This is a genomic window from Pseudomonas sp. SWRI22, from assembly GCF_014268395.2.
Classification (GTDB): domain Bacteria; phylum Pseudomonadota; class Gammaproteobacteria; order Pseudomonadales; family Pseudomonadaceae; genus Aquipseudomonas; species Aquipseudomonas paracarnis.
Map to the genome: position 1 here is coordinate 2,436,684 of NZ_JABWQK020000001.1, position 24,121 is coordinate 2,460,804.

Genomic DNA, 24,121 nt, shown 5'->3' on the forward strand with positions numbered 1-24,121 from the left:
TCATCATGGGGTAAGGCGCAGCGGAACTGCCGCTGCGCTGATTCAATTCAAAAAAATCTCGACTCATGGCTGGGCACTCCAGCCGCCATCCGGAGCGGCAAAACGATAGACCATCGGACGTTTTTCACCATCGGCACGCGGACCGAAATTGTTGTCGATCCCGACCCAGGCACCGTCGGCATCCACCAACAGGGCCTCAGCCAGGCCATACGACTGTGGGTAACGTCGCTGTGGCGTCAGGGTTTCGTCGGCAAACGACCAGCACAGCTCAACCTTGGCCGTGAGCGGGTCGCGCCGGCAGATCTGGAACGCATTGCGCTCCAGGGTAAACAGCTTGCCGTTGAACAGCGACAAGTCGGCAAAGTCCTTGGACACGGCCTTGGCGTTGGGGAACTGCGCCGGCTGCACTTCCTGGCCGGCCTCGCTCAACAATACACAACGGCCATCACAATCCCATACGCTCTGCCCACGCTTGATCGAGACCAGGCCACGGCGTTCACGCTCGGCAGCCAGCCAGATCTGATTGCCTTCAGGGTTTACCGCCAGGCCTTCGAACAAGGCATTAAAGTGCAGCAACATGCCACTAGCCCTGGCTTCACGCACCATGCCCGGCGCGATTTTCAACCACTCCGGCGCGCCCGTCGCGGGCACCTGCAACACCGCGGCATGGGCTTCGCTGACAATGTAACGGTTGCCTGCGGCATCACAGCTGATGCCTTCAAAGTCCAGGTCACCACCACGTATGAACGAAGCGGCCTTGGTGCGCGAACGCAAGCCCCAAGGCAGGCCGGACTCGGGCACGGGCGGCACGTCGATCTTCAGCGCTTGCGCGCTCCACGTCGGCGCACGGGTATCCAGGCGGTAAATCTGGTCGTCATCGCGGTCCGAAACCGTCCACAGCTCGTTGCCACACAACGCCAGGCCCGACAGGTTCCCACCGCGCATGCCGTCAACCGGGTGTTCCGAGACCAGCTTGAGCTCTGCCACGCTGGCTGCGGCCATCTGGGTGACCGCCAGCCCGCTCAACATCAGGATCGCCAGGGCGAAGCCTGTGCGCATCAGCCCAGAACCTCGGCCAGGTTGCCTTTGGATTCAAGCCAGGTCTTGCGGTCGCCAGCGCGTTTCTTAGCCAGCAGCATGTCCATCATTTCCGAGGTAGCGGCGAAGTCTTCCAGGGTCAACTGCACCAGGCGCCGGGTGTTCGGGTCCATGGTGGTTTCGCGCAGTTGCGGCGGGTTCATCTCACCCAGGCCCTTGAATCGCGTGACCTGAGGCTTGCCGCGTTTCTTCTCGGCCACCAGGCGGTCGAGGATGCCATCGCGCTCGGCTTCGTCCAGGGCGTAGAAAATTTCCTTGCCCAGGTCGATGCGGTACAGCGGCGGCATGGCGACGTAGACGTGACCGGCATCCACCAATGGGCGGAAGTGCTGCACAAACAACGCGCACAGCAAGGTAGCGATGTGCAGGCCGTCGGAGTCGGCGTCGGCGAGGATACAGATCTTGCCATAGCGCAGCTGGCTCATGTCCGCTGCACCCGGGTCGACCCCGATGGCCACGGCGATGTTGTGTACTTCCTGGCTGGCCAGCACTTCGCTGCCGTCGACTTCCCAGGTGTTGAGGATCTTGCCGCGCAGTGGCAGGATCGCCTGGAACTCCTTGTCCCGCGCTTGCTTGGCGGAACCGCCGGCGGAGTCACCTTCGACCAGGAACAGCTCGGAACGCATCGGGTCTTGCCCGGCGCAATCGGCCAGTTTGCCCGGCAGTGCCGGGCCCTGGGTGATGCGCTTGCGCTCGACCTTTTTGCTGGCCTTCAAGCGCCGGCCGGCGTTGTTGATCGCCAGCTCCGCCAGGGCCAGGCCCAGCTCGGGATGCTCGTTGAGCCACAGGCTGAAGGCGTCCTTGACCACGCCAGAGACAAACGCCGCTGCCTCGCGGGACGACAGGCGCTCCTTGGTCTGGCCGGAAAATTGCGGTTCCTGCATCTTCATCGACAGCACGAACGCGATGCGCTCCCACACGTCTTCCGGCGCCAGCTTGACGCCACGCGGCAACAGGCTGCGGTATTCGCAGAATTCACGCATGGCATCCAGCAAGCCTTGGCGCAAACCGTTGACGTGGGTGCCGCCCTGGGCCGTGGGGATCAGGTTGACGTAGCTTTCCTGCACGCTGTCGCCACCTTCGGGCAACCACAGCAGCGCCCAGTCCACCGCTTCTTTATTACCCGAAAGGCTGCCGCAGAACGGCTCGTTGGGCAGGCGTTCGAAGTCGCTGACCGAGTCTTCCAGGTAGGAACGCAGGCCGTCTTCGTAGTGCCACTCGACCTTCTCGCCGGTGCCTTTGTCTTCAAAGCTGACCAGCAGCCCCGGGCACAGCACGGCCTTGGCCTTAAGCACGTGCTTGAGGCGGCTGATGGAGAATTTGGGCGAATCGAAATACTTGGGGTCCGGCGCAAAGTACACGCTGGTGCCGGTGTTGCGCTTGCCAACGGTACCGATCACTTCCAGGTCGGTGGCTTTGTAGCCATCGGCGAAGGTCATCTGGTACTCGTTGCCGTCGCGCTTGACCTTGACCCGCACCAGGGTCGACAGCGCGTTGACCACGGAAATACCCACGCCGTGCAAACCGCCGGAGAACTGGTAGTTCTTGTTGGAGAACTTGCCGCCGGCATGGAGCTTGGTAAGGATCAGCTCGACGCCCGGCACACCCTCTTCGGGGTGAATGTCCACCGGCATGCCACGACCATCGTCGGACACTTCCAGGGAATGGTCGGCGTGAAGGATGACTTGCACCGACTTGGCGTGCCCGGCCAAGGCTTCGTCGACGCTGTTGTCGATGACTTCCTGGGCAAGGTGGTTCGGCCGACTGGTGTCGGTATACATGCCGGGGCGTTTGCGCACCGGGTCGAGGCCCGAGAGGACTTCGATGGCGTCGGCGTTATAAGAGCTAGCGCTGGGAGTGGCCATGGGGTCTCGTCGTGAGTCGTTCGATTAAAAAGTGACCTGCGATTTTTTACAGTGACGAAAAATCGAAGGATTGAAACTGATCTGCGCCAATGCCGGCAAAACACAACAGTGCTGGCAATTGCTGGGCGAACCCCTGGTAGCCATGGTCGCCACCGGCCTGGATGCGCAAGGCGCAGGCCCGGTAATACTGTTGGGCCAGGCGATAATCCAGGGTTTCGTCCCCGGTCTGCAACCACACCTGATAACGCGCGGCATCCTGGGGCGCCGGTACTTCCAGCTCGGCCAGGGCCGTGACGTGGTCCTGTGTCAATTCCCAGGTCTCATCGGTGTAGAGGTTCTTCTGGGTGCCCAGGTAACCGTCGAACATCCGATGGGGACTGACCGCCGGGTTGACCAGCAACGCCTTGAGACCATGGCGTTCTGCAAGATGGGTTGCATAGTAGCCGCCGAGTGAGCTGCCGACCAGCAGTGGCCGGCCCAGTTGCGCAATCGCTTGCTCCAATTGAAGAATCGCCTGACGAGGGTGGTGATGCAGCGCCGGTACACGTAGCTGGTCGGACAGGCCGAGGGTGCCCATCACAGTGGTCAACTGGCTGGCCTTGTTGGAAGCCGGCGCACTGTTGAAACCGTGGATATACAGGATCGAAGCGGACATGCCGGGCTCTCCGTGCTGGGGCCAAAGAGGCGCAGTTTACAGGGAATGCAGGCAGAAGCGGACCCAATGTGGGAGCTGGCTTGCCTGCGATGGCGGCGATTCAGTCAATGAGTCAGCGCCAGGTACACCGCCATCGCAGGCAAGCCAGCTCCCACCCTTTGATCAGTGTTTGCAGGTCTTAATAGCCGGTGCTGCCGTAATCGACGGTGAATGCGAAGCCCACCAAACGCTCCACCCCCGTCTCCAACCGTCCGTCGCCATGCAAACGCAACCAGCGATAACCCGGCGCCTGCTCGCTGACCTGGAAATCCTCACTTCCCGGCGCGAACTGGATACAGGTGGACGGCGAAGCCAGCAGTCGCACCCCGTTGCGCTCGCCGTCGATCTCCTGATGCACATGGCCCCAAAGCAATGCCTTGGTCTGCGGGAAGCGCTCAAGCACGGCAAACAGCGCCTCGGGGTTGCGCAGGCCGATAGGCTCCATCCACGCACAACCGATGGGCACCGGATGATGGTGGAAACAAACCAGGTGATGGCGGTCCGGCGCTTCGCTCAAGGCCTGCGCCAGCCGTTGCAGTTGCTCGTCTTGCAAGTAGCCCGGCACCGAACCGGGTACCGCCGAATCCAGCAGGGTGATACGCCAGTTGCCGATATCCACCACCGGTTCGAGCAAATCACTGTGCATGGCGGCCTGGGCCATGACCTGCGGTTCGTCGTGGTTGCCGGGAATCCAGCGCGCCGGGGCGCCAAGGGGAGCGGTCAAATCGCGAAACTGCTGATAGGACGCCAGCGTGCCGTCCTGAGACAAGTCGCCGGTCGCCAGTATCAGGTCGATGGCCGGCTGTTGCGCACGCACCAGCTCGACCACCCGCTGCAGGCTTTCACGGGTATTCATGCCCAGCAACGTGGCGTCAGCGTCGGCGAACAGGTGGCTGTCGGACAACTGCACCAGCAACACGGCATCAGGATTCACGGCGGATACGCTCGGCAAGGCGCTCTCCCTGGCAACTACAGGAATGGACATTTGGCGCGATTATGCTGGGGCAGGACACAAAGAGGAAACCCAAGGAAGCAGGCACAGTTCACATCTACCGCACCACTTCAAACTCATGGCCCAAGGCCAGGCAGTGGCTGAGCCATTCGCCGAGGAACACATTGAGCTGTGCTTTCTCATCGGGCTGGTGCATGAACACATTCGGGTAAGGATAGATGCTGCGAAAGCGTCGTGCGTGCTCGGCACTGATCACTTCGGCCATACGCGCGTCGTGGTACACCTGTACTTCCAGTTGCGGCACCGGCAACCACGGCAGGCTGTGCTCCTGGCGCACCCGCAGGGTGGTGGTGTACGGGCAGGTCAGAATGACTTCCAGGGTCAGCACACCGAGCATCTGATCGCCATGGGTGACAGCAATGCGCCGCGCCTGCGGGGCGTGGCGCATGTCCGGGAGCAGGCGCATCAGCCGCGCATAGTTGGCCTCGCAGGCCGCTTGCAGCCCGATCAGGTCAACTCGATAACGTTCCCGTGCCTTTACTGCCATAACCCCCTCACTTCCGCGCGATTAAGCGCAAGCCATTGCAGGGCGATAATGCTGGCTGCGTTGGAAATCTTGCCATCGCGCACCGCCTGCAAGGCATCTTCGAATGCCCAGACGGTGACGCGGATGTCTTCTGCTTCTTCTTCCAATCCATGGACGCCACCCGCGCCCGAGCTGTCGCATCGGCCCAGGTACAGGTGGACAAATTCGGTACTGCCGCCCGGCGACGGGAAATACTTGGTGATCGGCCACAGCGCGGAGAATGTCAGCCCAGCTTCCTCCTCGGCCTCGCGGTGTGCAACCTCCTCGGGTTGCTCATCCTTGTCAATCAGGCCGGCGACCATCTCCACCAGCCAGGGGTTGTCGGCGCGGCCCATGGCGCCGACGCGGAACTGTTCGATCAACACCACCTCATCGCGCAGCGGGTCGTAGGGCAGCACGCACACGGCGTCATGACGCACGAACACCTCGCGGTTGATCACCCGGCTCATGCCGCCGTCGAATTTTTCGTGGCGCAGTTGCACGCTATCGAGCTTGTAGAAGCCTTTATAGGCATTGTCACGCTGAACAATCTCGATCTTGTTCGGCGTCGACTTCGCGATGTCCGTCATGGTGTCCCTCGTTAAGCTCGTGCAATGGGCGCCATCCTAACGCGCCGACGCCCGTTGATGCAGCCCCTTTGCGGTTGCCGGGAGAGGCGGCGAGCGTCAAACTCGCTGCAATCAGTTTAGTGGCGAACTGGCGGCCACGTTGGCAGTCCAAGCGCTACTCTTTTCGCTTTCCATCGATTTACGAAGGACACACATGTCGCTTTTAAAAATCGCCTCCGTGGCCTGTATTGCCTTGACCCTGGGTGCTTGCCAGAGCCTGTTCCAACCGGCCTATCTCAAGCCGCTGGACGTTACCACCGACAAATCGGAGCAGATCAAGCCCGGCTGTGACAGCCCGGCCTGCCCGCTGGTGAACATCGACACCGTGCATTTCCCCACCGAGCCACAACTCGACAGCCTGGTGGAACAGCGTTTGCTGCAAATGACCCGCACCACGCCTGGCGCCAGCGTACCGGCGAGCCTGAACGCCTACCGGAACACCTTCCTGCGTGAGTCGCCGGACCGCCATGGCATGTACTTGCAAGCCAAGGTACGTGACCAGCATGACGGACTGGTGATCGTTGAAGTGTCCAGTTACCTGGACACCGGCGTCGCCCACGGCGAGCCAGGCCGGGGGTTTATCAACTATTCACGGATTCTGCATAAGGAACTGACCCTGGCCGACATGCTGCTGCCCGGCCAAGAGCAGGCCTTCTGGAATACCGCGAAAGTCGCCCACAACAGTTGGTTGATCGGCACCAAGATGGACCGCGATCCGGAGTTCGTGAAGAGCTGGCCGTTTCAGAAAACCCCGAACGTGGCCCTGACCAGCGGCGGCGTGGTGCTCAAGTACAACGTCAGCACCATCGCCCCTTACGCACAGGGGCTGATCGAAATCACCCTGCCCTATACGCGCCTCACCGGCGTGATCAAGCCTGAGCTGGTGCCCGCACGCCGTTGATCGGTTGGTGGTTCAAGGGTGTTATTGCAGAGGGAGATTGGGTGTTCGTCGGATCGCTATCGCGGGCAAGCCCGACTCCCACAGGGGATCGGCTGTGAACACAAAATCTGTGTCCACTTAGGCCAACTGTGGGAGCCGGGCTTGCCCGCGATGACGGCGGTGCAGACACCGCCGCCTAGGGATCAGACCTTCTTGTAGAGCTGGCTACCTTCCTGTTTGAAACGCTCAGCCTGCTCGGCCAAGCCCTTGGCCACGTCCACATCCACCGCATCGATGCGCTGGTTGGCCGCGTACTCACGCACCTCATGGGTGACCTTCATCGAGCAGAATTTAGGCCCACACATGGAGCAGAAATGCGCGACCTTGGCCGATTCCTTGGGCAACGTCTCGTCGTGGAATGCCCGTGCGGTGTCCGGGTCCAGGCCGAGGTTGAACTGGTCTTCCCAGCGGAATTCGAAGCGCGCCTTGCTCAGGGCGTTATCGCGAATCTGCGCGCCAGGGTGGCCTTTGGCAAGGTCGGCCGCGTGGGCCGCAATCTTGTAGGTGATGATCCCGGTCTTCACGTCATCCTTGTTCGGCAGCCCCAAGTGCTCCTTGGGCGTGACGTAGCAGAGCATGGCGCAACCGAACCAGCCGATCATCGCCGCACCGATACCCGAGGTGATGTGGTCGTAGCCCGGCGCAATATCAGTGGTCAGCGGGCCGAGGGTGTAGAACGGCGCCTCGTCGCAGCACTCCAGCTGCTTGTCCATGTTCTCTTTGATCAGTTGCATCGGCACATGGCCGGGGCCTTCGATCATGGTTTGTACGTCGTGCTTCCAGGCGATCTTGGTCAGCTCGCCCAGAGTCTCCAGTTCACCGAATTGCGCAGCGTCGTTGGCATCGGCCACCGACCCCGGGCGCAGGCCATCCCCCAGGGAGAAGCTGACGTCATAGGCCTTCATGATTTCGCAGATCTCTTCGAAGTGCGTGTAGGCGAAGTTTTCCTTGTGATGGGCCAAGCACCACTTGGCCATGATCGCGCCGCCACGGCTGACAATGCCGGTGACGCGATTGGCGGTCAGCGGCACGTAGCGCAGCAGTACGCCGGCGTGAATGGTGAAGTAGTCCACGCCTTGCTCGGCCTGTTCGATCAGGGTGTCGCGGAACAGCTCCCAGGTCAGGTCTTCGGCAACGCCGTCGACTTTTTCCAGGGCCTGGTAGATAGGCACGGTGCCGATCGGCACGGGCGAATTACGGATAATCCACTCGCGGGTTTCATGAATATGCTTGCCAGTGGACAGGTCCATGATGTTGTCCGAGCCCCAGCGAATGCCCCAGGTCATCTTCGCCACTTCTTCTTCAATGGACGAACCCAGGGCGCTGTTGCCGATGTTGCCGTTGATCTTCACCAGGAAGTTACGGCCGATAATCATCGGTTCCAGCTCGGTGTGGTTGATGTTGGCCGGGATGATTGCGCGGCCGCGAGCGATTTCTTCGCGCACGAACTCGGGCGTGATGATTTTCGGAATACTGGCGCCGAAGCTGTGCCCGGCATGTTGTTGCTTGAGCAGGCCGCTGGCGCGGGCTTCCTCAAGCTTCATGTTTTCGCGGATGGCCACGTATTCCATTTCTGGCGTGATGATGCCTTTGCGCGCGTAGTGCATCTGGCTGACGTTGGCGCCGGCCTTGGCCCGACGCGGGTTTTGCAGGTGGGCAAAGCGCAGGTAGGCCAGGTCGGGGTTATCCAGACGTTCCTGGCCGTAGCGTGAACTCAAGCAGGCCAGCCGCTCGGTGTCACCACGCTCTTCGATCCACGGCGAGCGCACATCGGCCAAGCCTTTGCGCACGTCGATGATGACATTGGGGTCGGTATAGGGGCCGGAGGTATCGTAGACCACTACAGGGGCGTTGATTTCGCCACCAAACTCAGTGGGGGTCACGTCCAGGCTGATTTCACGCATCGGCACGCGAATATCCGGGCGGGAGCCCTGCACGTAGATTTTTTGCGAGCGGGTAAATGGCTGCACGGAGCCGGAGTCGACCTTGGCCGATTCACTCAGGTGCACGGTATTTTTTAGTTTTGTACTCATCACAGGCTCTCCAACTTATCCAGGCGGTGGATTTTTGTCGGAGCGAACCTGTGACGGACGGACGCACTGGAACCAGTGCTGTGCTTGGCGCACGAGGGCTGTTCGATTGTCGAACAACATCCCGGACGAAGCACAAGAGGACTCGCCGGGTGACGAGAAATCTTGTTCCCTACGCAGGCGCTAACCTGATCAGGTTCAACGGGATCCGGTATTTACCGATCTCAGCCTTCCAACAAGGCACCCCGACAAGAACGCGGCCAGTCTAGACCATGGCGTGGGCAAATTGCCAATAGCGGTGCATTCAGCGTGATGAATGGCGTGATCGTGGGATTGTTGTGTGACGGTACGGCCACTACACTCGGGCACGGCCTCAAGGCTTGACGCCAGGCATGGCCAGCCTTAGCCTTGGGCGCTGAATTATCACCGTAATATTCTTACTAGGGATCGCCTCATGCTGCGCAAACTCTCACTGGCTGTTGCCGTGTCTTGTGCGACCAACGGACTGGTCTGGGCAGCTGAAGCGCCCTTGTCCGCCAATACCGACCTGGTCAGCGTCTATCAGGAAGCGGCGAACAACAACGCCGACCTGGCCGCTGCCCGTGCGCAGTACGGCGCGCAAAAAGAAGTAGTGCCCCAGGCCCGCGCAGGTTTGCTGCCGAATCTGTCGGCCGGCGCCGACAGCAATAACGTACGTACCCAGATCGACCAACCGGCCGCCACGGCCAACCGTGACGCCCACTCCTGGCGGGCCACCCTGAGCCAGCCGCTGTTCCGTGCCGACCGCTGGTTCCAGCTGCAAGCCGCCCAAGCCGTTAACGAGCAAGCCTCGCTGCAACTGTCGGCTTCCGAGCAGAACCTGATTTTGCAAAGTGCAGAGAGCTACTTCGCCGTGCTGCGCGCCCAGGACAACCTGGCGTCGACCAAGGCCGAAGAAAATGCCTTCAAGCGCCAGCTCGACCAGTCCAACGAACGCTTCGATGTGGGCCTGTCGGACAAGACCGATGTGCTGCAATCCCAGGCCAGCTACGACACTGCCCGGGCCAACCGCATCCTGGCCCAGCGTCAGGTGGACGACGCTTTCGAAGCGCTGATCACCCTGACCAACCGCCAATACAACTCGATTCAGGGTATCGTCCACACGCTGCCGGTGCTGCCGCCGGCACCGAACGACGCCAAGGCCTGGGTCGAAACTGCCGGGCGCCAGAACCTTAACCTGCTCGCCAGCAATTACGCGGTAACCGCCGCCGAAGAGACCCTCCGGCAGCGCAAGGCCGGCCACTTGCCGACGCTCGATGCGGTTGCGCAATACGAAAAAGGCGACAACGACGCCCTGGGCTTCAGCAACCCGAATCAGTTGCCCATCCCGTACGGTGGCGATGTGTCGCAACGCACCCTCGGCCTGCGCTTGAACATCCCGATCTACAGCGGCGGCCTCACCAGTTCGCAAGTGCGCGAATCCTATTCGCGCCTCGACCAGACCGAGCAACAGCGCGAAGGCCTACGCCGCCAGGTAGTGGAAAACACCCGTAACCTGCACCGTGCAGTCAACACCGATGTGGAGCAGGTACAGGCACGCCGTCAGTCGATCATCTCCAACCAGAGCGCGGTGGAAGCCACGGAAATCGGCTATCAGGTGGGCACGCGCAACATCGTCGACGTACTGGATTCACAGCGCCAGTTGTACGCGTCGGTGCGCAACTACAACAACAGCCGCTACGACTACATCCTCGATAACCTGCGCTTGAAGCAGGCGGCAGGCACGCTCAACCCAGGGGATTTGCAGGATCTGGCGCGCTACCTCAAGGCCGACTACAACCCGGACAAAGACTTCCTGCCGCCGGACCTAGCCAAAGCCGCTGCCGAACAGCTCAAGGCCCGCCCCGGCTATTAACCATGTGGGAGCTGGCTTGCCTGCGATGCAGACACCTCGGTATATCTGGTACACCGAGGTGATGCTATCGCAGGCAAGCCAGCTCCCACATTGGGTTGGTGTGGTCAGTGTTTGATCAGTTTGTCCAAGCCATCCAGTAAACGCTTTAACGCGCCCTGGTTGGCCTGCATCACCTTGAGCCCAGCCTGCGCCATCTTGCGTGCGTCCTGGGGCAACTCAAACAACTGTCGCACCGCTTCGGCCAGCCCATCGGCATCGTCCACCTCCCGCAAAGCTCCGGCGTCGCGCATCATCGCGGTGATGTCGAGGAAGTTGAAGACATGCGGGCCCATGATCACCGGCTTACCCAGCGCCGCCGGTTCCAGCGGGTTGTGCCCGCCGGTCGGCACCAGGCTGCCGCCGACAAATGCGCTGTCGGCCAGGGCGTAAAGAAACAGCAATTCGCCCATGGTGTCGCCAAGCAGCACCGCGGTTTGCTCGGTGACCGGCTCACCGCTGGAGCGACGCACGGTGGCAAACCCTTGCTGCACGCAGCGCTCAAACGTCGGGCCAAAGCGCTCCTGATGACGAGGCACCAGAATCAGCAGTGCATTGGGATAGTTCGCCAGCAACTGGCGATGAGCTGCCAGCACCACGTCGTCTTCACCTTCGTGGGTACTGGCGGCGATCCAGACCGGACGCTCGCTGGCGCCCCATTGTTCACGCAGGGCGGCGGCGCGGGCCGTCAACTGAGGGTCGATGCTCAGGTCGAACTTGATCGAGCCGGTCACTTCCACGGTTTCAGGCCGTGCGCCCAGGCCGCGAAAACGTTCGGCCTCTGTCTCGGTCTGTACCGCGAACAAGCTCATTTCTGCCAGCATCGGCGCCGTCAGCTTGGCAAATCGCGCATACCCCTTGGCCGAACGCGCCGACAGCCGCGCATTGGCCAGCGCCACCGGGATACCGCGCTGGGCGCAGGCATGGATATGGTTGGGCCACAGCTCGGTTTCCATGATCACCGCCAGCGTAGGCTGCACGCGGTCGAGAAAACGCTTGGCGGCGCAGGGCAAGTCGTACGGCAAATAGCAGTGCTGGATGCGCGGTTCGTTGGCAAATAGCGCCTGGATACGCTCGGAACCTGTGGGTGTCATGCAGGTGACAGTCATCGGCAGCTGTGGATAACGCTCCAATAAGCCGCGAATCATCGGGGCGGCGGCAATGCTTTCGCCGACCGACACCGCGTGCACCCAGATCCCGCCGGGCCGCATCACCGGCAAGCCATAGGAAAACCGCTCGCCCACCCGCTTGGCATAGGCCGGCGCTTTGCGCGCACGCAACCACAAGCGTAAAGCCACCAACGGCAGCGCCAGGTAAAACAGACAGCTGTAGAGAGTTCTATTCATGGCGGCGGAGTTTATCGGCTTTTTCAGTCGATCGCCTGCAAGCACTCGGCAAAACGTTTGGCCAAGAAGCGAGCGGCGGGCCCCAGGTGCTCGTCGCGGCGCCACACCAGTTCCACCACCAGGGCGGGCGGGGTCCATTCGCTGGCCAATTCGATCATCTGTTGCTGGTAGGTTGGGTATTGCACGATATGCCGAGGCAGCCAGGCCCAGCCCAGGCCACTCATCAGCCATTCGGCCAATACGTAGAAGCTGTCGGCGCGCCACACCAGGGGGCTGGCCGCCTCGCTGCCGGGGTAGACGCTGGTCTGGGTCGACATCAGCAACTGCCGAAACTGGGCCAGGTGTTGGCACGTCACGTACTGCTCCTTGGCCAACGGGTGATTGACTCCGCACACCGTGACCATTTCCACGCTGCCCACCACCCTTCGCTCCAGGGCTTCGGGAATCTGGTCGTGATAGAACAACAGCCCCAGGTCCGCCTTGCGCTCCACCAGCTTGCGCGCCACATCCCCCTGGGCCGCGCTGGACAACTGCACCTCTAAAAGCGGGTAGTGCACCGCCAGCGCCTCCAGGCTGTCGAGCACAGGCTGGAACAACATCGCCTCATCCTGAGCCAGGCGCAGGCAGGCTTCCTCGCCGCGGGTCAACGACAACGCCCGGCCCGTGAGGCGCTCACACTGGCGCAGCACCTCACGCGCTTCCTCCAGCAACACACTGCCGGCCTCGGTCAGGCGCGGTTGCCGGCCGCTGCTACGTTCGAACAGGACAACGCCCAAGTCAGCCTCCAGCAGGGCAATGCCACTGCTGACCGCCGATTGCGCCTTGCGCTGCCCACGGGCCACGGCAGAAAACGAACGCTGCTCGGCGACGCTGACAAACAGCCGCATCTGCTCCAGATCCCATTGCACGCTCATGGCTCAACCCATCTCAATTCCAGATAGGTAATGACTTTACCCCATCTGGCGAACCTCTAGAATGCCGACCTTATCAAATGCGCATCACGTCGAGGATTGCCCCATGAATGCCGCCTACTACTACTTGGCCATCGCCATCTGCTCGGAAGTGATCGCCACCGTTTCCATGAAAGCCATCAAAGGCTGGAGCACCCCTATCCCGTTGCTGCTGGTGATCGTCGGTTACGGCGTGGCGTTCTGGATGCTGACCCTAGTGGTACGCACCGTGCCGGTCGGCGTGGCATACGCGGTGTGGGCCGGGATGGGCATCGTGATGGTCAGCATCGCGGCGTTGTTAATCTATGGGCAGAAGCTGGATGTGCCGGCGATGCTGGGGATGGGCCTGATTGTGCTGGGCGTGGTGGTGATTCAGCTGTTCTCGAAAACCGCCGGGCACTGACCGCCACTCAACAGCCTGTATACTGCGCCTCTTGTCTTGAACACTGAGGTCGCCGATGCCATCCGTTATTTCCACCGACGTTCTGATTGTCGGCGCCGGGGTTGCCGGCCTCTGGCTCAATGCGCGCCTGCGCGGCCAGGGGTTCTCCACGGTACTGGTGGAAAACGCCACCCTGGGCGGCGGGCAAAGCCTGAAGTCCCAGGGGATCATTCACGGCGGTGCGAAATACGCCCTGCATGGCGCCCTCACCGGCGCCTCCGAAGCCATTGCCGATATGCCGCGCCGCTGGCGTGAAGCCCTGGCCGGCAGCGGCGAGCTGGACCTGTCCGGTGTGCGCGTGCTGTCCCAGGCGCATTACTTGTGGTCGCCCGGCACGATTGCCGGCAACCTCACCAGCTTTTTCGCCAGCAAGGCCGTGCGTGGCCGCGTCGATCAGGTCAAGGGCGACGAACTGCCCCTGGCGCTGCAGGACCGTCGCTTCAAAGGCAAGGTCTATCGCCTGGCCGAGCTGGTGGTGGACGTGCCCAGCCTGATCAACCGCCTGGCGCAACTGGCCGGTGACGGTCTGCTCGCTGGTCAGCACATCGAACCGTTGCTGGAGGGTGACACCCTGGTGGGCTTGAAGGTCGATGGTCGTGAGATCCGCGCCCAGCGCATAGTCCTGAGCGCTGGCGGCGGCACGGCAGACTTGCTCGCCGCCTTGGGCCATAGCCAGCCGGCCATGCAAAAACGCCCGCTGCACATGATCATCGCCAAAGGCCCAGGCCTCAAGCCGCTGTACGCCCACTGCCTGGGCGGCGGCACCAAGCCGCGTCTCACCGTGACCACCCACCCGGCCGCGGATGGCAATTGGGTTTGGTACATGGGCGGTGATATCGCCGAGGCTGACGGTGTGGGGCGTACGCCTGAAGAACAGATCGCCACCGCGCAGAAAGAGCTGGCGCAACTGCTGCCCTGGATCGACATGAGCCAGACCCAGTGGGCCACCCTGCGGGTGGATCGCGCCGAGCCGCTGCAATCGGGGCTGAGCCGTCCCGATAACGCGTTCCTTGCCGAAGACGGCCGTCTGCTGGTGGGCTGGCCCACCAAACTGGCCCTGGCGCCGGACTTCGCCGACCGCGTACTCCACGCTCTGGAGCGCGACGGCATCCGCCCAGGCGCCAATACCCCGCTGCCCGAGCTGCCAGCGCCGGCAATCGGCCAACCCGCCTGGGAGCAACTGTTGCCATGAGCCTGCCAACCCTGCACGACCTGCATCGCCCCCTGGGCAGCACCGGCCTGCTGGTGTCGCCCCTGGGCCTGGGCACCGTCAAGTTGGGCCGCGACCAAGGGGTGAAATATCCCAACGGCTTTCAGATCCCTGGCGACGACGACGCCCGCATGTTGTTGCGCCAGGCCCGCGAGCTGGGCATCAACCTGATCGACACCGCGCCGGCCTACGGCATGAGCGAAGAGCGCCTGGGGCCGCTGCTGCGTGACCAGCGCAAGGACTGGGTAATCGTCAGCAAGGTTGGCGAAGAGTTTGCCAATGGCGTGTCCCACCACGATTTCAGCGCGACCCATACGCGAATGTCGATTGAACGCAGCCTGAAACGACTTGAAACGGATTTTATCGACCTGGTGCTGGTGCACTCCGACGGCAACGACTTGCATATCCTCAATGATTGCGAGGTTTACCAGACCCTGGCGCAGCTGAAGAAAGACGGCAAGATCCGCGGTTTCGGCTTCTCCGGCAAAACCGTCGAAGGCGGGGTGAAAGCGCTGGAGCAGGGCGACTGTGCGATGGTTACCTACAACCTCAACGAACAGGCTGAGAAGGCCGTGATCGACTATGCGGCCGCCCACGGCAAGGGCATCCTGGTGAAAAAGGCGCTGGCCAGCGGCCACGTATGCCTGGAACCGGGAATGGATCCAATTCAGGCCAGTTTCACCTTGTTGTTCGCGCAAACGGGCGTCGCCAGTGCTATTGTCGGGACCATTAATCCGCTGCACCTGGCCCATAACGTAGCAACTGCTGCCCGGGTCATTCGTCAACTCTGATGCCGCCCACGCGGCCGACCCCGTCGCAAGAAGGAGCCGACATGCCGCGTACGCTAATAAGAAAGAACCCCAGCAACTTCAAGACACTGCCGCTGCACGTCGAAGCCACCCCCGAAGGCCTGAGCTACCAGAGCGTCGGCATGCCGCTCAACTTCGCCCAGACCTTGCAGCGGCGCAAGCCGGTCGAGGTGTCAGATCCCGAGCGCTTCGCCCTGGAACTGGCGAACCTCGGCGTCTCGGTACGCCTGACCCTGCACTGGCAAAACAAGGACTACTGGGTGCTGGTGCGCCAACGCCGCCAGGACCGTGGCGATGTTGTGCTCAAGCTGATCTCCGGCTACGTCCCGGCCCATGAACTGAACCTGCCGCTGCACACCGCCATCCAGGAAATTGCCGAAGAGTGTCTGCTCGAAACCCCAGAAGGCTGGCTCGGCGGGCGCTTCAACGACACCTGGCTGCCGGCGCCCTACTCCGCAGCTTTGCATTACCGCGAGGCCCTGCCGTTTCGCCTGAGCCCTTTGTCTGGGGCCGCACGCCCGGTGCGCTGCGCCACCATGCAACTGATCGAGCGGCCACGGGCCTACGTGCACCTGCCGACCGCCTCGCTGCAATTGATTTATGACCTGCGCCTGGAAGTGCCGAAGGAAGCCAAGTCCCTCAGCTTGTTTCATGTGGATGAGCGTTTGGAGGGTGACCAACTGGTGGCGCGCCTGGACCGTCAGCGCCCGGACCTGTACTTGATGCCGCTCAAAGATGGCGAGCCACTGGCAGAGTTGTACACGGTCAAGAAAGACCAACTGTACCCGGCCAGCACGCGCGGCCTCTATCTGGCGGAAAGTTTTGCCCAGCAAGAGGGATGGCTGGTGCGCGATGAGCGGATTCGCTGGAAGGATTGGCTCAGGCAGCAGGGCCTGGCAGAACCGGAAAAAGACTCCAAGCTCAAGCGCTTGACCGGCAAGGCACGGCAGATGCTGCGCAAGATCGTGCCGAAGAAAAGCTAGGGGCGAGCAGGCTCGCCCCACGGGGTATCACTCGTTGTTGCGGATCTTTTCGACAATCGCGGTGGTGGAGCTGTTTTCAACCAACCCCAGCACTTTGACCGTGCCACCGTAGGCACTGACGATGTCCGCACCGACCACTTGGTCGACGCTGTAGTCACCGCCCTTGACCAGCACGTCGGGCTTGACCTGGGCCAACAGGTTTTCCGGCGTGCCTTCAGAGAAGCTGATCACCCAGTCCACCGCACCCAGGCCCGCGAGTACCGCCATGCGCCGGTCAACACTGTTGATCGGGCGGCCAGGGCCTTTCAAGCGGCTGACCGACGCGTCATCGTTGACCGCGACGATCAAACGGTCGCCTTGGGCACTCGCCTGCTCCAGGTACGTCACATGCCCGGCGTGCAGGATGTCAAAGCAACCGTTGGTGAACACAATGCTTTCGTTGTGAGCCCGGGCATCGTCAATCGCCAGCAGCAATTGCTCCAGGCCTAGCACACCGCGCTCCGAGCCTTCCGAGCGCTGAATCGCACGGCGCAACTCCGGTGCGCTGATGGCGGCGGTACCCAGCTTGCCCACCACAATGCCCGCCGCCAGGTTGGCCAGGGCCACGGCGTGGGGCAGTTCTTCACCGGCAGCAATGGAGGCTGCCAGGGTAGAAATCACGGTATCACCGGCGCCGGTGACGTCGAACACTTCACGGGCACGCGCTGGCAGGTGCATCGCCGGATGGCCCGGACGCAACAGGGTCATGCCGTGCTCGCCACGGGTCACCAGCAAGGCGCCCAAGTCGAGATCGGCCATCAGCGCCGCGCCCTTGCTCACCAGTTCGTGCTCATCAGCGCAACCGCCGACGATGGTTTCGAACTCACTGAGGTTGGGCGTGAGCAGGCTGGCGCCTCGGTAAACAGAGAAGTCCTTGCCCTTGGGATCGGCCAGCACCGGAATGTTGCGAGCCTTGGCGGCCTGGATCAACACCTGGTGATTCTGCAAGGCGCCTTTGCCGTAGTCGGACAACACCAGCACCTTGATACCGTCGAGCAGCGCGTCGACCTGGTCGCCAAGGGCCAGGGCGTCGGTGGCGAAGGGTTCTTCGAAATCGATACGCAGCAACTGCTGGTGACGACTCATGACCCGCAGCTTGACGATCGTCGGCTGATGAGCGATGCGCTGGAACAACGCATGCACGCCGGCACCCTGCAGGCTGTTGGCCAGACTTTCGGCCGCTTCGTCGTCGCCGGTCACACCCACCAGGGAGGCCGGGGCGCCGAGGGCGGCAATATTGAGCGCGACGTTGGCAGCGCCACCTGGGCGGTCTTCGATTTGCTCGACCTTGACGACCGGCACCGGAGCCTCAGGGGAAATCCGTGAGGTACCACCATGCCAGTAACGGTCGAGCATGACATCGCCGACCACCAAGACAGCGGCTTGATTGAATCGCGGCATGGACAACTTCATGGAGCAACCCACATACAAAATGAACAGGGGCGCGATATTAGCACAGGGTTTGCGATGGCTTGCGACCACCGCAGGGCAAATGTGGGAGGGGATTTGCTCTCTGTAGGAGCGAGCTTGCTCGCGAAAAACTCACAGACGCCGCGTTTATTCAGGAAGCGCGGTTTATCGTTGAGGTTTTTCGCGAGCGAGCTCGCTCCTACATTTCCTTTACACCGTGATGCCGGTTGGATCAGGTGATATCAGCCTGCACCGGTGCATCCAGACCCATGGCATGCAGGCGGGCGTAGTAACCGTTCTGCGCCAACAACTCGCCATGGGTACCACGCTCGACAATCCGCCCGTCGTCCATCACCAGGATCAGGTCAGCCTTCTCGATGGTGGACAAACGGTGCGCGATCACCAGGGTCGTGCGGCCTTGCATGACCTTATCGAGTGCCGCCTGGATATGCCGCTCGGACTCGGTATCGAGGGCCGAGGTGGCCTCGTCGAGGATCAGCAACGGCGCGTTCTTGAGCAATGCACGGGCAATCGCCAAGCGCTGGCGCTGGCCGCCGGACAACAGCACACCGTTCTCACCCACCTGGGTATCGAAGCCCTTGGGCAACTGATCGATGAAGTCCTTCGCATTGGCATCCGCCGCCGCCGCTTCCACATCGGCACGAGGTGCACCGGCCAAGTCGCCGTAGGCGATGTTGTTGGTCACAGTGTCGCTGAACAGGGTCACATGCTGGGTGACCTGGGCAATGTGTTTGCGCAGGTTGAGCAACTTGTAGTCTTCAATCTCGATGCCATCGAGCAGGATTTCACCGCTTTCATGATGGTAAAAGCGCGGGATCAGGCTGGCCAGGGTCGACTTGCCACTGCCCGAACGCCCCACCAGCGCAATCATCTGCCCAGGCTCGGCGGTAAAGCTGATGTCCTTGAGCACATGGCGATCGGTGCCAGGGTAGGTGAAGTTCAGGTGACGCACTTCCAGGCGACCGCTGACCTTGTCGCGTTCGAGAGTGCCGTGGTCGACCTCAACGTCTTCGTCCAGCTGTTCGAAGATACTTTCGGCGCCAGCCACACCTTTCTGGATAGTCGAGCTGACCTCCGAGAGCTGGCGGATCGGCTTGGGCAGCAAGCCCGCCAGGGTGATGTAGGCCACCATGTCACCCGCCGAGGCGTCGCCACGCAGGTACAGCACCAGGAACATCAGGACGGCCATGGCGGAGTAGATCACCAATTGCAGCGCCGGGGTGTAGATCGCCCCGGTGCGGGTCATGCGCAGTTGCTTGTTGGTGTTGCTCTGGCTGGCCTTGAAAAAGCGCTTCTGTTCGTAGACTTCGCCGCCGAAGCTGCGCACCACGCGGTAGCCCTGGATGGTCTCCGAGGCCACATGGGTCACGTCGCCCATGGCCACCTGGATCTTCTTGCTCTGCTTACGGAATTTCTTGCTGGCGGTACTGACCATCACGGCAATCAACGGCAGGATCGCGATCATTACCAACGTCAGGCGCCAGTTCATGTACAGCAAGGAAGCGAACAGGAAGATCACCGTCATGCCTTCGCGGATCACCACCTTGATAGCATCGGTCGCGGCCCCCGTGACCATGGTCACGTTGAAGGTGATGCGGGAAATCAGATGCCCGGAGTTGTGATTATCGAAGTAGCGGTTGGGCAGCGTCAGCAGGTTGTTGAACAGTTGCACCCGCAAGTCGTGGACCAGACCCAGGGAGACCTTGGCCAACAGGTAGTTGCCCAGGAACGAACCAAGGCCCTGCCAGGCCGCGATCAGGATGATCAGCAGCGGCACTGCCTGCAGCAATTGCAGGTCGCGCAAAAAGGGCACGGTCGGGAACAGCACAGCTTCCGGATTGGAGAGACCGTCGACGAAGTACTTGAGGATGTAACCCAGCATCGGTTGGGTCGACGCGAAAATCAGAAATCCAAGGATACTCAACGCGAACAAGCCCATATAGGGCTTAACGTAACTGAGCAGGCGGAAGTATATTTTCAAGCTCGAAGGGCTTGCGCTCGGACTGGAGTCGGTCATATCACGCGGCGTTTTGAAAAAGGAGGCTGACTTTAGCACAGCTTCTCTGTTGTACTTGCACCCGGCGTAAGCCGCGGCCCGGTTGGATCCTACCGGCGACATTACTTAGCCACTAGCTTAAGATGGTCGGCTTTCTATTTCTGGAATGGCTTTACTGTATGCACTCCAAGCGCCTTACCTATGGCTCAAATCGCGTTTTCGACTTCCTGGTCCTATGGATTTTGCCTGTTGGCTTGCTGCTGCTCCTGAGTGCACTGTTCTTTGTCGGCAATCGCAATGTACTGCACCGCATTGTCTACATCCTGTTCAGCGTACCGACCTTGTTTCTGTTGTGCATGCGCCCTCGGGAATTCAAGGACCTGCTGCGCGAGCCCCTGGCAATCGCGTTCCTGGCGTTCTCCGCCTGGGCGTTGACCAGTCTGCTCTGGAGCCCGGCGCCCAGTTCCGATACTGACCTGTTCAAGCGACCATTGAATACCTTCATGCTGTTTGGCGGCTGCGGTCTGCTGCTGCATTACCGCAACGAATTGTTCAAGCCGATCTTCTTCAGCGCTGCGGTGATTGCGCTGATGGTCAGCCTGGGTAACCTGGTGGCGTTCGCCAAGGGCTATTCGCCCGGCATGCGCATGATCGGCGGCCTGGGCGCCCTCGACAACCCACTGCTCAGCTCGCATCTGTTTGGCTTTTTCACGGTGTACTGGCTGTATGTCTGCATGACTACCCAGCGTCTCAAGGTGCTGTGGTTCAGCGTTCCGGCCCTGGCGGTCATGACCACTGCGGTGCTGGCGACCGGCTCACGCACGCCACTGGTGGCGCTGACGCTGGCCATCCTGTGGATGAGTTTCGTAAGCCGCAACCGCCGTGCGGCACTGCTCATTATCGGCATGGCCGTGGGTGCTGCCGGACTCCTGTTGCTCCACCCCGAATTGATCACCAAACGCGGCAGCTCGTTTCGCTTCGAACTGTGGAGCATGTCTCTGCAGCTTATCGCCGAACATCCATGGATCGGGCATAGCTACGACTCGGAGCTGTTTCTCACAGTGTCGGATGGCCTTCAACTACGCGAAACCCACAGCTTCGCCCTCGGCGTGCTCTATTACGTCGGCATCATCGGTTTCATCCCATGGGCCTTCATGCTCGTTTGGGGCTTATACAAAGGCCTGCAGCAACGCGCCCAGCCGCTGTTCATCCTGGCTTCGTCACTGCTGGCCTACGGCATCGGTGCGGGCCTGACCGAGGGCGGCGGCATTCTGTCGCGCCCTAAGGAGCACTGGTTCCTGCTGTGGATTCCGTTGGCAATTATCACCGGCCTGAGCCTCGCCCAGCGCCATCGCAGCCTGCTGCGCATGCCGGTGCAGAACCTCAAGCCCGCAGCGTTTGAACAGCTTTGCAGCAACGCCCATGTGATTGAGGCCGATGGCCTGGGTCCCAAAGTCCTGCGCCTGGAGGACGGCAGTTTCCTGAAGCTGTTCCGCCCACGCCGCTGGTACACCTCCGGCAGCTTCAACCCGTACTCCGAGCGCTTTGCCAGCAACAGCGAGCAACTGCGCACCCTGGGCATTCCTACGCCGCACATCCTCGGGCTCTACCGCCTGAGCGACGCCAGCAGCGCGGTGCGCTACACGCCGTTGCCCGGCCTGACGTTGCGCCAAGCGCTGCAAAGCCTGGACAGCAGCCTGCGTGAATCACTGGTTGAGCGCTTTGGACGGTTCATGGCGCAACTGCACGAGCGCGGCGTGTACTTCCGTTCGCTGCACTTGGGTAACGTGTTGTTGATGGACGACGGTGAGTTCGCCCTGATCGACGTGGCTGACCTGCGCATCTACCCGTCTTCACTGCGTTACGCCTTGCGCCAACGTAACCTGCGCCACATGCAACGTTATCCTCAGGATCGCAACTGGCTGTTCGAAACGCACTTCGAACAATTGGTCAAAGGTTACGCCTCGGAGGCGAGCCCAGCGGCCACTGCGAAAATCCGCGAGCAGGTCCAAAGCCTGTAAACACCTGTAGGAGCGAGCTTGCTCGCGAAAAACTCAAAGGCGCCGCGTTTTACTCAGAAAACACGCGTTATCGTTGACGTTTTTCGCGAGCAAGCTCGCTCCTACAGGGGGCGGCGTCGGTTCAGTTCTTGAGCGGCGCCAGATACAACCGCACCAGCCCGCGCAAGGTCTTGCGCCCCCAGAACTTCAAAGGGATCTGCTTGAGCACCTCCCGCGCCAACGGGCGGTCGCGGTCGGCGGTCTTGAGAAACATCGAGTTCAGGAAGTTGTAGCGAACCGCGTCATAGGCCGGATGCTCGCTGAACTTGGCGTAGGTCTTGAGGATGTTCTGGATCATGTAGCGGTGGTTCTTGTACGTGTTGCTGGCGTGCTGGCGATACTTGGCCATCACCACGTCAAGGGCGTCAATGGTGTAGCCCGCCGCCGTAATCTTCAGTTGGATCAGCAAGTCTTCCAGGGGAATCTGCGGGTCGAAACCACCGACCTCCTCCAGCACTTCGCGACGAATCAGCATGGTCGGCGCCGGTGGAAACGGCTTGCGGTCCAGGAACAGGTCATCGAAGTCCAGACGTCGAAACGGCACGTCGCGACGCTGTTTCTTCTCCGGGTGCAGGTTGCCATCCCCGTCGATCAGCTCGATATTGCCAGCACACATGCCCACCTTCGGCTTGCCGTCCATATACGCCACCTGGGTGGCAATACGGTCCGGCAACATGATGTCATCCGAGCCGAACGGTGCGATCAGGCTACCCTTGGCGCGAGCGATCGCACCGTTCAAGGTCGCGCTGAGCCCTTGGTTCTGCTGCACCTGGAAATCAAAGCCGTGCTCGGCCTGCAAGCGCTGGATGCGTTCGACGCTGTCATCCTTGGAGCCGTCGTCGACTACCAACAGCTCGATATTGGGGTAGGTCTGCCCCAGCACGCTAAGAATGCTTTGCTCGATGTACTGACCATGGTTGTAGGAAGCGATGATCACCGAGACCAGGGGTTGTTGCTGATTCATGCTCTACCTACTTCACGCAAACCGGTTTCAATCAGGGTCAGGTACTTGTGCTTGAACTCGTCGAGGGTGTGGTTGGCCTCCAGATAGCGGAACACCTCCTCCCCCTTGGCGCGCAATTGTTCATCGCTCAAGGCCAGGTAAGTGTCCAGGGCCGCAGCCAATTGTTCGACATTGCCTGGATCATGGGACAAGCCGCCCGCACCCTGCACCAGTGGCAGCATCGCCGGGCCGTTGGAGGCGATCACCGGAAGGTGGCCGCTCATGCCTTCCAGCAAGGCCAGGCCCAGGCCTTCGAACAGCGACGGCATGGTCCAGATATCGAAGCCGCGCACGTACTTCATGCCGTCTTCGCGAAAGCCCAGCAAGTGCGCACGGCCGGTCAGGCCGAGGCGCTCGATGTCGGCACGCAGGTCGGCTTCGGCACGGCCAGAACCAATAATCCCCACCTGCGCCTCAGGGTATTTGTCCTTGAGCGTGGCGAAGGCCTGCAGCAGATGGGTATGGCCTTTGATCGGCACGAGGCGGCCCAGGGCGCCGATCATCCGTGCATCCATCGGCAGGCCCAGGGCCTTGCGTGCGTCTTCACGGGACAGCTGTAAAGCCTCTGCCTGGGGAATGTCGATCGCGTTGGTGACGTAGGTGGTGTTCTCAGGGGTGAACCCGCAATTGAGGTCTACCAGGTAGTCCTTGACCGCTTCGGACACCCCGACAAAACGCCACGCCGGGCTGACCCAGCGCTGGGTCTGACGCCGACGGTAACCACGGGCGTACTCGCCAAAGCCGTGGGAGATGCCGATGCACAGCGGGATCTTCAACCAGCGGTTGAGCGACAGCATCATGTTCACCGACTTGAAGCGGTTACAGATGACCACGTCGAACTTCTGCTCGCGGCAGTACTTGTAGATCTGCCACATGGCGCCAAAGCGAATGCCCTTGAGGGACTTCTCCGGCAGCTCGAAATAATGGGAGTGCTCGGCCACGCTCAGGGGCTGGCCGGGCAGCGGGCGCCCACTGAGAAATCCGGAGGTCACCTCGAAGCGCTCAGCCGGCAGGGATTTGACGATTTGCTCACCCAAGTCCGCGAAGTCATGGGTCTTGACGTTGTAGTCCGGCTGTAACTGCAAAACCTTGAAACGAGGCTTCATAACTCTCCATGCAGCGATCTGGCTACGGGCATGCAGCCCGGTA

At 61.4% G+C, this 24,121-nt stretch carries 20 protein-coding genes and 1 riboswitch; of the genes, 7 read left to right on the forward strand and 13 right to left on the reverse strand.

Annotated features, from left to right (window positions below):
* Positions 1–63: 63 nt before the first annotated feature.
* The 6 genes from HU730_RS10770 to HU730_RS10795 all read right to left on the reverse strand — a co-directional run bounded on the left by HU730_RS10770 (position 64) and on the right by HU730_RS10795 (position 5,764).
* Entirely contained in the window at positions 64–1,059 is a 996-nt protein-coding gene (locus HU730_RS10770; RefSeq protein ID WP_186526789.1) for an esterase-like activity of phytase family protein, read from the reverse strand.
* Entirely contained in the window at positions 1,059–2,963 is a 1,905-nt protein-coding gene (gene parE / locus HU730_RS10775) for a DNA topoisomerase IV subunit B (RefSeq protein ID WP_003188026.1), read from the reverse strand. Before parE ends, HU730_RS10770 begins: the two co-directional genes overlap by 1 nt.
* 46 nt (positions 2,964–3,009) lie before the next feature.
* Positions 3,010–3,618: a YqiA/YcfP family alpha/beta fold hydrolase gene (locus tag HU730_RS10780; RefSeq protein ID WP_014716651.1), complete on the reverse strand. Its 609-nt coding sequence runs from the start codon at positions 3,616–3,618 to the stop codon at positions 3,010–3,012.
* A gap of 178 nt (positions 3,619–3,796) precedes the next feature.
* Positions 3,797–4,609 carry a 3',5'-cyclic-AMP phosphodiesterase gene (cpdA, locus tag HU730_RS10785; protein WP_054918866.1) on the reverse strand — a complete coding sequence of 271 codons (813 nt, stop codon included), beginning with the start codon at positions 4,607–4,609 and terminating at the stop codon, positions 3,797–3,799.
* Between the two features lie 97 nt (positions 4,610–4,706).
* The gene (locus HU730_RS10790) at positions 4,707–5,156 is read right to left on the reverse strand and encodes a DUF1249 domain-containing protein (RefSeq protein ID WP_003188022.1); all 450 of its coding nucleotides are present in this window, start codon (positions 5,154–5,156) and stop codon (positions 4,707–4,709) included.
* The gene (locus tag HU730_RS10795; protein ID WP_186526788.1) at positions 5,147–5,764 is read right to left on the reverse strand and encodes an NUDIX domain-containing protein; all 618 of its coding nucleotides are present in this window, start codon (positions 5,762–5,764) and stop codon (positions 5,147–5,149) included. Before HU730_RS10795 ends, HU730_RS10790 begins: the two co-directional genes overlap by 10 nt.
* Before the next feature lie 193 nt (positions 5,765–5,957).
* On the opposite strand from HU730_RS10795, the gene HU730_RS10800 reads away from it, so the two are divergent.
* A complete protein-coding gene (locus HU730_RS10800) occupies positions 5,958–6,704 on the forward strand; it encodes an RsiV family protein (RefSeq protein WP_034125635.1) in 747 nt (248 codons plus the stop codon).
* A gap of 182 nt (positions 6,705–6,886) precedes the next feature.
* Here the strand turns inward: HU730_RS10800 and thiC are convergent, their stop codons facing one another.
* A complete protein-coding gene (thiC, locus tag HU730_RS10805) occupies positions 6,887–8,776 on the reverse strand; it encodes a phosphomethylpyrimidine synthase ThiC (RefSeq protein ID WP_034125634.1) in 1,890 nt (629 codons plus the stop codon).
* Between the two features lie 149 nt (positions 8,777–8,925).
* Positions 8,926–9,031, reverse strand: a riboswitch (TPP riboswitch).
* 196 nt (positions 9,032–9,227) lie between these two features.
* On the opposite strand from thiC, the gene HU730_RS10810 reads away from it, so the two are divergent.
* Positions 9,228–10,667 carry a TolC family outer membrane protein gene (locus HU730_RS10810; protein ID WP_034125633.1) on the forward strand — a complete coding sequence of 480 codons (1,440 nt, stop codon included), beginning with the start codon at positions 9,228–9,230 and terminating at the stop codon, positions 10,665–10,667.
* Positions 10,668–10,771: 104 nt separating this feature from the next.
* Here the strand turns inward: HU730_RS10810 and waaA are convergent, their stop codons facing one another.
* Both waaA and HU730_RS10820 read right to left on the reverse strand, forming a co-directional pair.
* Positions 10,772–12,049 carry a lipid IV(A) 3-deoxy-D-manno-octulosonic acid transferase gene (gene waaA / locus HU730_RS10815; RefSeq protein WP_054918870.1) on the reverse strand — a complete coding sequence of 426 codons (1,278 nt, stop codon included), beginning with the start codon at positions 12,047–12,049 and terminating at the stop codon, positions 10,772–10,774.
* A 23-nt stretch (positions 12,050–12,072) separates the two neighbouring features.
* A complete protein-coding gene (locus HU730_RS10820) occupies positions 12,073–12,963 on the reverse strand; it encodes a LysR family transcriptional regulator (protein ID WP_186526787.1) in 891 nt (296 codons plus the stop codon).
* 103 nt (positions 12,964–13,066) lie between these two features.
* On the opposite strand from HU730_RS10820, the gene HU730_RS10825 reads away from it, so the two are divergent.
* The 4 genes from HU730_RS10825 to HU730_RS10840 are packed head-to-tail and all read left to right on the forward strand — an operon-like array spanning position 13,067 to position 16,443.
* A complete protein-coding gene (locus tag HU730_RS10825; RefSeq protein WP_034125631.1) occupies positions 13,067–13,402 on the forward strand; it encodes a multidrug efflux SMR transporter in 336 nt (111 codons plus the stop codon).
* Between the two features lie 55 nt (positions 13,403–13,457).
* Positions 13,458–14,633: an FAD-dependent oxidoreductase gene (locus HU730_RS10830; RefSeq protein ID WP_034125630.1), complete on the forward strand. Its 1,176-nt coding sequence runs from the start codon at positions 13,458–13,460 to the stop codon at positions 14,631–14,633.
* On the forward strand, positions 14,630–15,442 hold the full coding sequence (locus HU730_RS10835; RefSeq protein WP_186526786.1) for an aldo/keto reductase: 813 nt from the start codon (positions 14,630–14,632) through the stop codon (positions 15,440–15,442). The genes HU730_RS10830 and HU730_RS10835 overlap by 4 nt, the downstream gene beginning before the upstream one ends.
* A 41-nt stretch (positions 15,443–15,483) precedes the next feature.
* Positions 15,484–16,443: a metal ABC transporter ATPase gene (locus tag HU730_RS10840; protein ID WP_127880470.1), complete on the forward strand. Its 960-nt coding sequence runs from the start codon at positions 15,484–15,486 to the stop codon at positions 16,441–16,443.
* Positions 16,444–16,470: 27 nt separating this feature from the next.
* Here the strand turns inward: HU730_RS10840 and hldE are convergent, their stop codons facing one another.
* Both hldE and msbA read right to left on the reverse strand, forming a co-directional pair.
* Positions 16,471–17,895, reverse strand: coding sequence for a bifunctional D-glycero-beta-D-manno-heptose-7-phosphate kinase/D-glycero-beta-D-manno-heptose 1-phosphate adenylyltransferase HldE (hldE, locus tag HU730_RS10845; RefSeq protein ID WP_186526785.1), 1,425 nt, complete (start codon positions 17,893–17,895; stop codon positions 16,471–16,473).
* 229 nt (positions 17,896–18,124) lie between these two features.
* Positions 18,125–19,930, reverse strand: coding sequence for a lipid A export permease/ATP-binding protein MsbA (msbA, locus tag HU730_RS10850; protein ID WP_014716640.1), 1,806 nt, complete (start codon positions 19,928–19,930; stop codon positions 18,125–18,127).
* Positions 19,931–20,088: 158 nt separating this feature from the next.
* Between msbA and HU730_RS10855 the strand changes: the two genes are divergently transcribed.
* Entirely contained in the window at positions 20,089–21,930 is a 1,842-nt protein-coding gene (locus HU730_RS10855; protein WP_186526784.1) for a bifunctional O-antigen ligase/aminoglycoside phosphotransferase family protein, read from the forward strand.
* A 121-nt stretch (positions 21,931–22,051) separates the two neighbouring features.
* Here HU730_RS10855 and HU730_RS10860 read toward each other — a convergent pair whose 3' ends face one another.
* Together HU730_RS10860 and HU730_RS10865 are read right to left on the reverse strand one after the other, a co-directional pair.
* Positions 22,052–22,933 (reverse strand): glycosyltransferase, encoded by an 882-nt coding sequence (locus HU730_RS10860; protein ID WP_034125626.1) that lies wholly within the window; start codon positions 22,931–22,933, stop codon positions 22,052–22,054.
* Positions 22,930–24,078, reverse strand: a complete 1,149-nt coding sequence (locus tag HU730_RS10865; protein WP_034125625.1) for a glycosyltransferase family 4 protein — start codon at positions 24,076–24,078, stop codon at positions 22,930–22,932. Before HU730_RS10865 ends, HU730_RS10860 begins: the two co-directional genes overlap by 4 nt.
* Positions 24,079–24,121 lie beyond the last annotated feature (43 nt).

What these genes read in the sequence shown, in the direction of transcription:
- HU730_RS10810 (WP_034125633.1), top strand. Translation starts at nt 9,228, where the DNA reads ATGCTGCGCAAACTCTCACTGGCTGTTGCCGTGTCTTGTGCGACCAAC.
- HU730_RS10865 (WP_034125625.1), bottom strand. Translation starts at nt 24,078, where the DNA reads ATGAAGCCTCGTTTCAAGGTTTTGCAGTTACAGCCGGACTACAACGTC.
- HU730_RS10790 (WP_003188022.1), bottom strand. Translation starts at nt 5,156, where the DNA reads ATGGCAGTAAAGGCACGGGAACGTTATCGAGTTGACCTGATCGGGCTG.
- HU730_RS10825 (WP_034125631.1), top strand. Translation starts at nt 13,067, where the DNA reads ATGAATGCCGCCTACTACTACTTGGCCATCGCCATCTGCTCGGAAGTG.
- HU730_RS10800 (WP_034125635.1), top strand. Translation starts at nt 5,958, where the DNA reads ATGTCGCTTTTAAAAATCGCCTCCGTGGCCTGTATTGCCTTGACCCTG.
- parE (WP_003188026.1), bottom strand. Translation starts at nt 2,963, where the DNA reads ATGGCCACTCCCAGCGCTAGCTCTTATAACGCCGACGCCATCGAAGTC.
- hldE (WP_186526785.1), bottom strand. Translation starts at nt 17,895, where the DNA reads ATGAAGTTGTCCATGCCGCGATTCAATCAAGCCGCTGTCTTGGTGGTC.
- waaA (WP_054918870.1), bottom strand. Translation starts at nt 12,049, where the DNA reads ATGAATAGAACTCTCTACAGCTGTCTGTTTTACCTGGCGCTGCCGTTG.
- HU730_RS10795 (WP_186526788.1), bottom strand. Translation starts at nt 5,764, where the DNA reads ATGACGGACATCGCGAAGTCGACGCCGAACAAGATCGAGATTGTTCAG.
- HU730_RS10840 (WP_127880470.1), top strand. Translation starts at nt 15,484, where the DNA reads ATGCCGCGTACGCTAATAAGAAAGAACCCCAGCAACTTCAAGACACTG.
- HU730_RS10855 (WP_186526784.1), top strand. Translation starts at nt 20,089, where the DNA reads ATGCACTCCAAGCGCCTTACCTATGGCTCAAATCGCGTTTTCGACTTC.
- HU730_RS10770 (WP_186526789.1), bottom strand. Translation starts at nt 1,059, where the DNA reads ATGCGCACAGGCTTCGCCCTGGCGATCCTGATGTTGAGCGGGCTGGCG.
- thiC (WP_034125634.1), bottom strand. Translation starts at nt 8,776, where the DNA reads ATGAGTACAAAACTAAAAAATACCGTGCACCTGAGTGAATCGGCCAAG.
- HU730_RS10860 (WP_034125626.1), bottom strand. Translation starts at nt 22,933, where the DNA reads ATGAATCAGCAACAACCCCTGGTCTCGGTGATCATCGCTTCCTACAAC.
- HU730_RS10820 (WP_186526787.1), bottom strand. Translation starts at nt 12,963, where the DNA reads ATGAGCGTGCAATGGGATCTGGAGCAGATGCGGCTGTTTGTCAGCGTC.
- HU730_RS10780 (WP_014716651.1), bottom strand. Translation starts at nt 3,618, where the DNA reads ATGTCCGCTTCGATCCTGTATATCCACGGTTTCAACAGTGCGCCGGCT.
- HU730_RS10830 (WP_034125630.1), top strand. Translation starts at nt 13,458, where the DNA reads ATGCCATCCGTTATTTCCACCGACGTTCTGATTGTCGGCGCCGGGGTT.
- HU730_RS10835 (WP_186526786.1), top strand. Translation starts at nt 14,630, where the DNA reads ATGAGCCTGCCAACCCTGCACGACCTGCATCGCCCCCTGGGCAGCACC.
- msbA (WP_014716640.1), bottom strand. Translation starts at nt 19,930, where the DNA reads ATGACCGACTCCAGTCCGAGCGCAAGCCCTTCGAGCTTGAAAATATAC.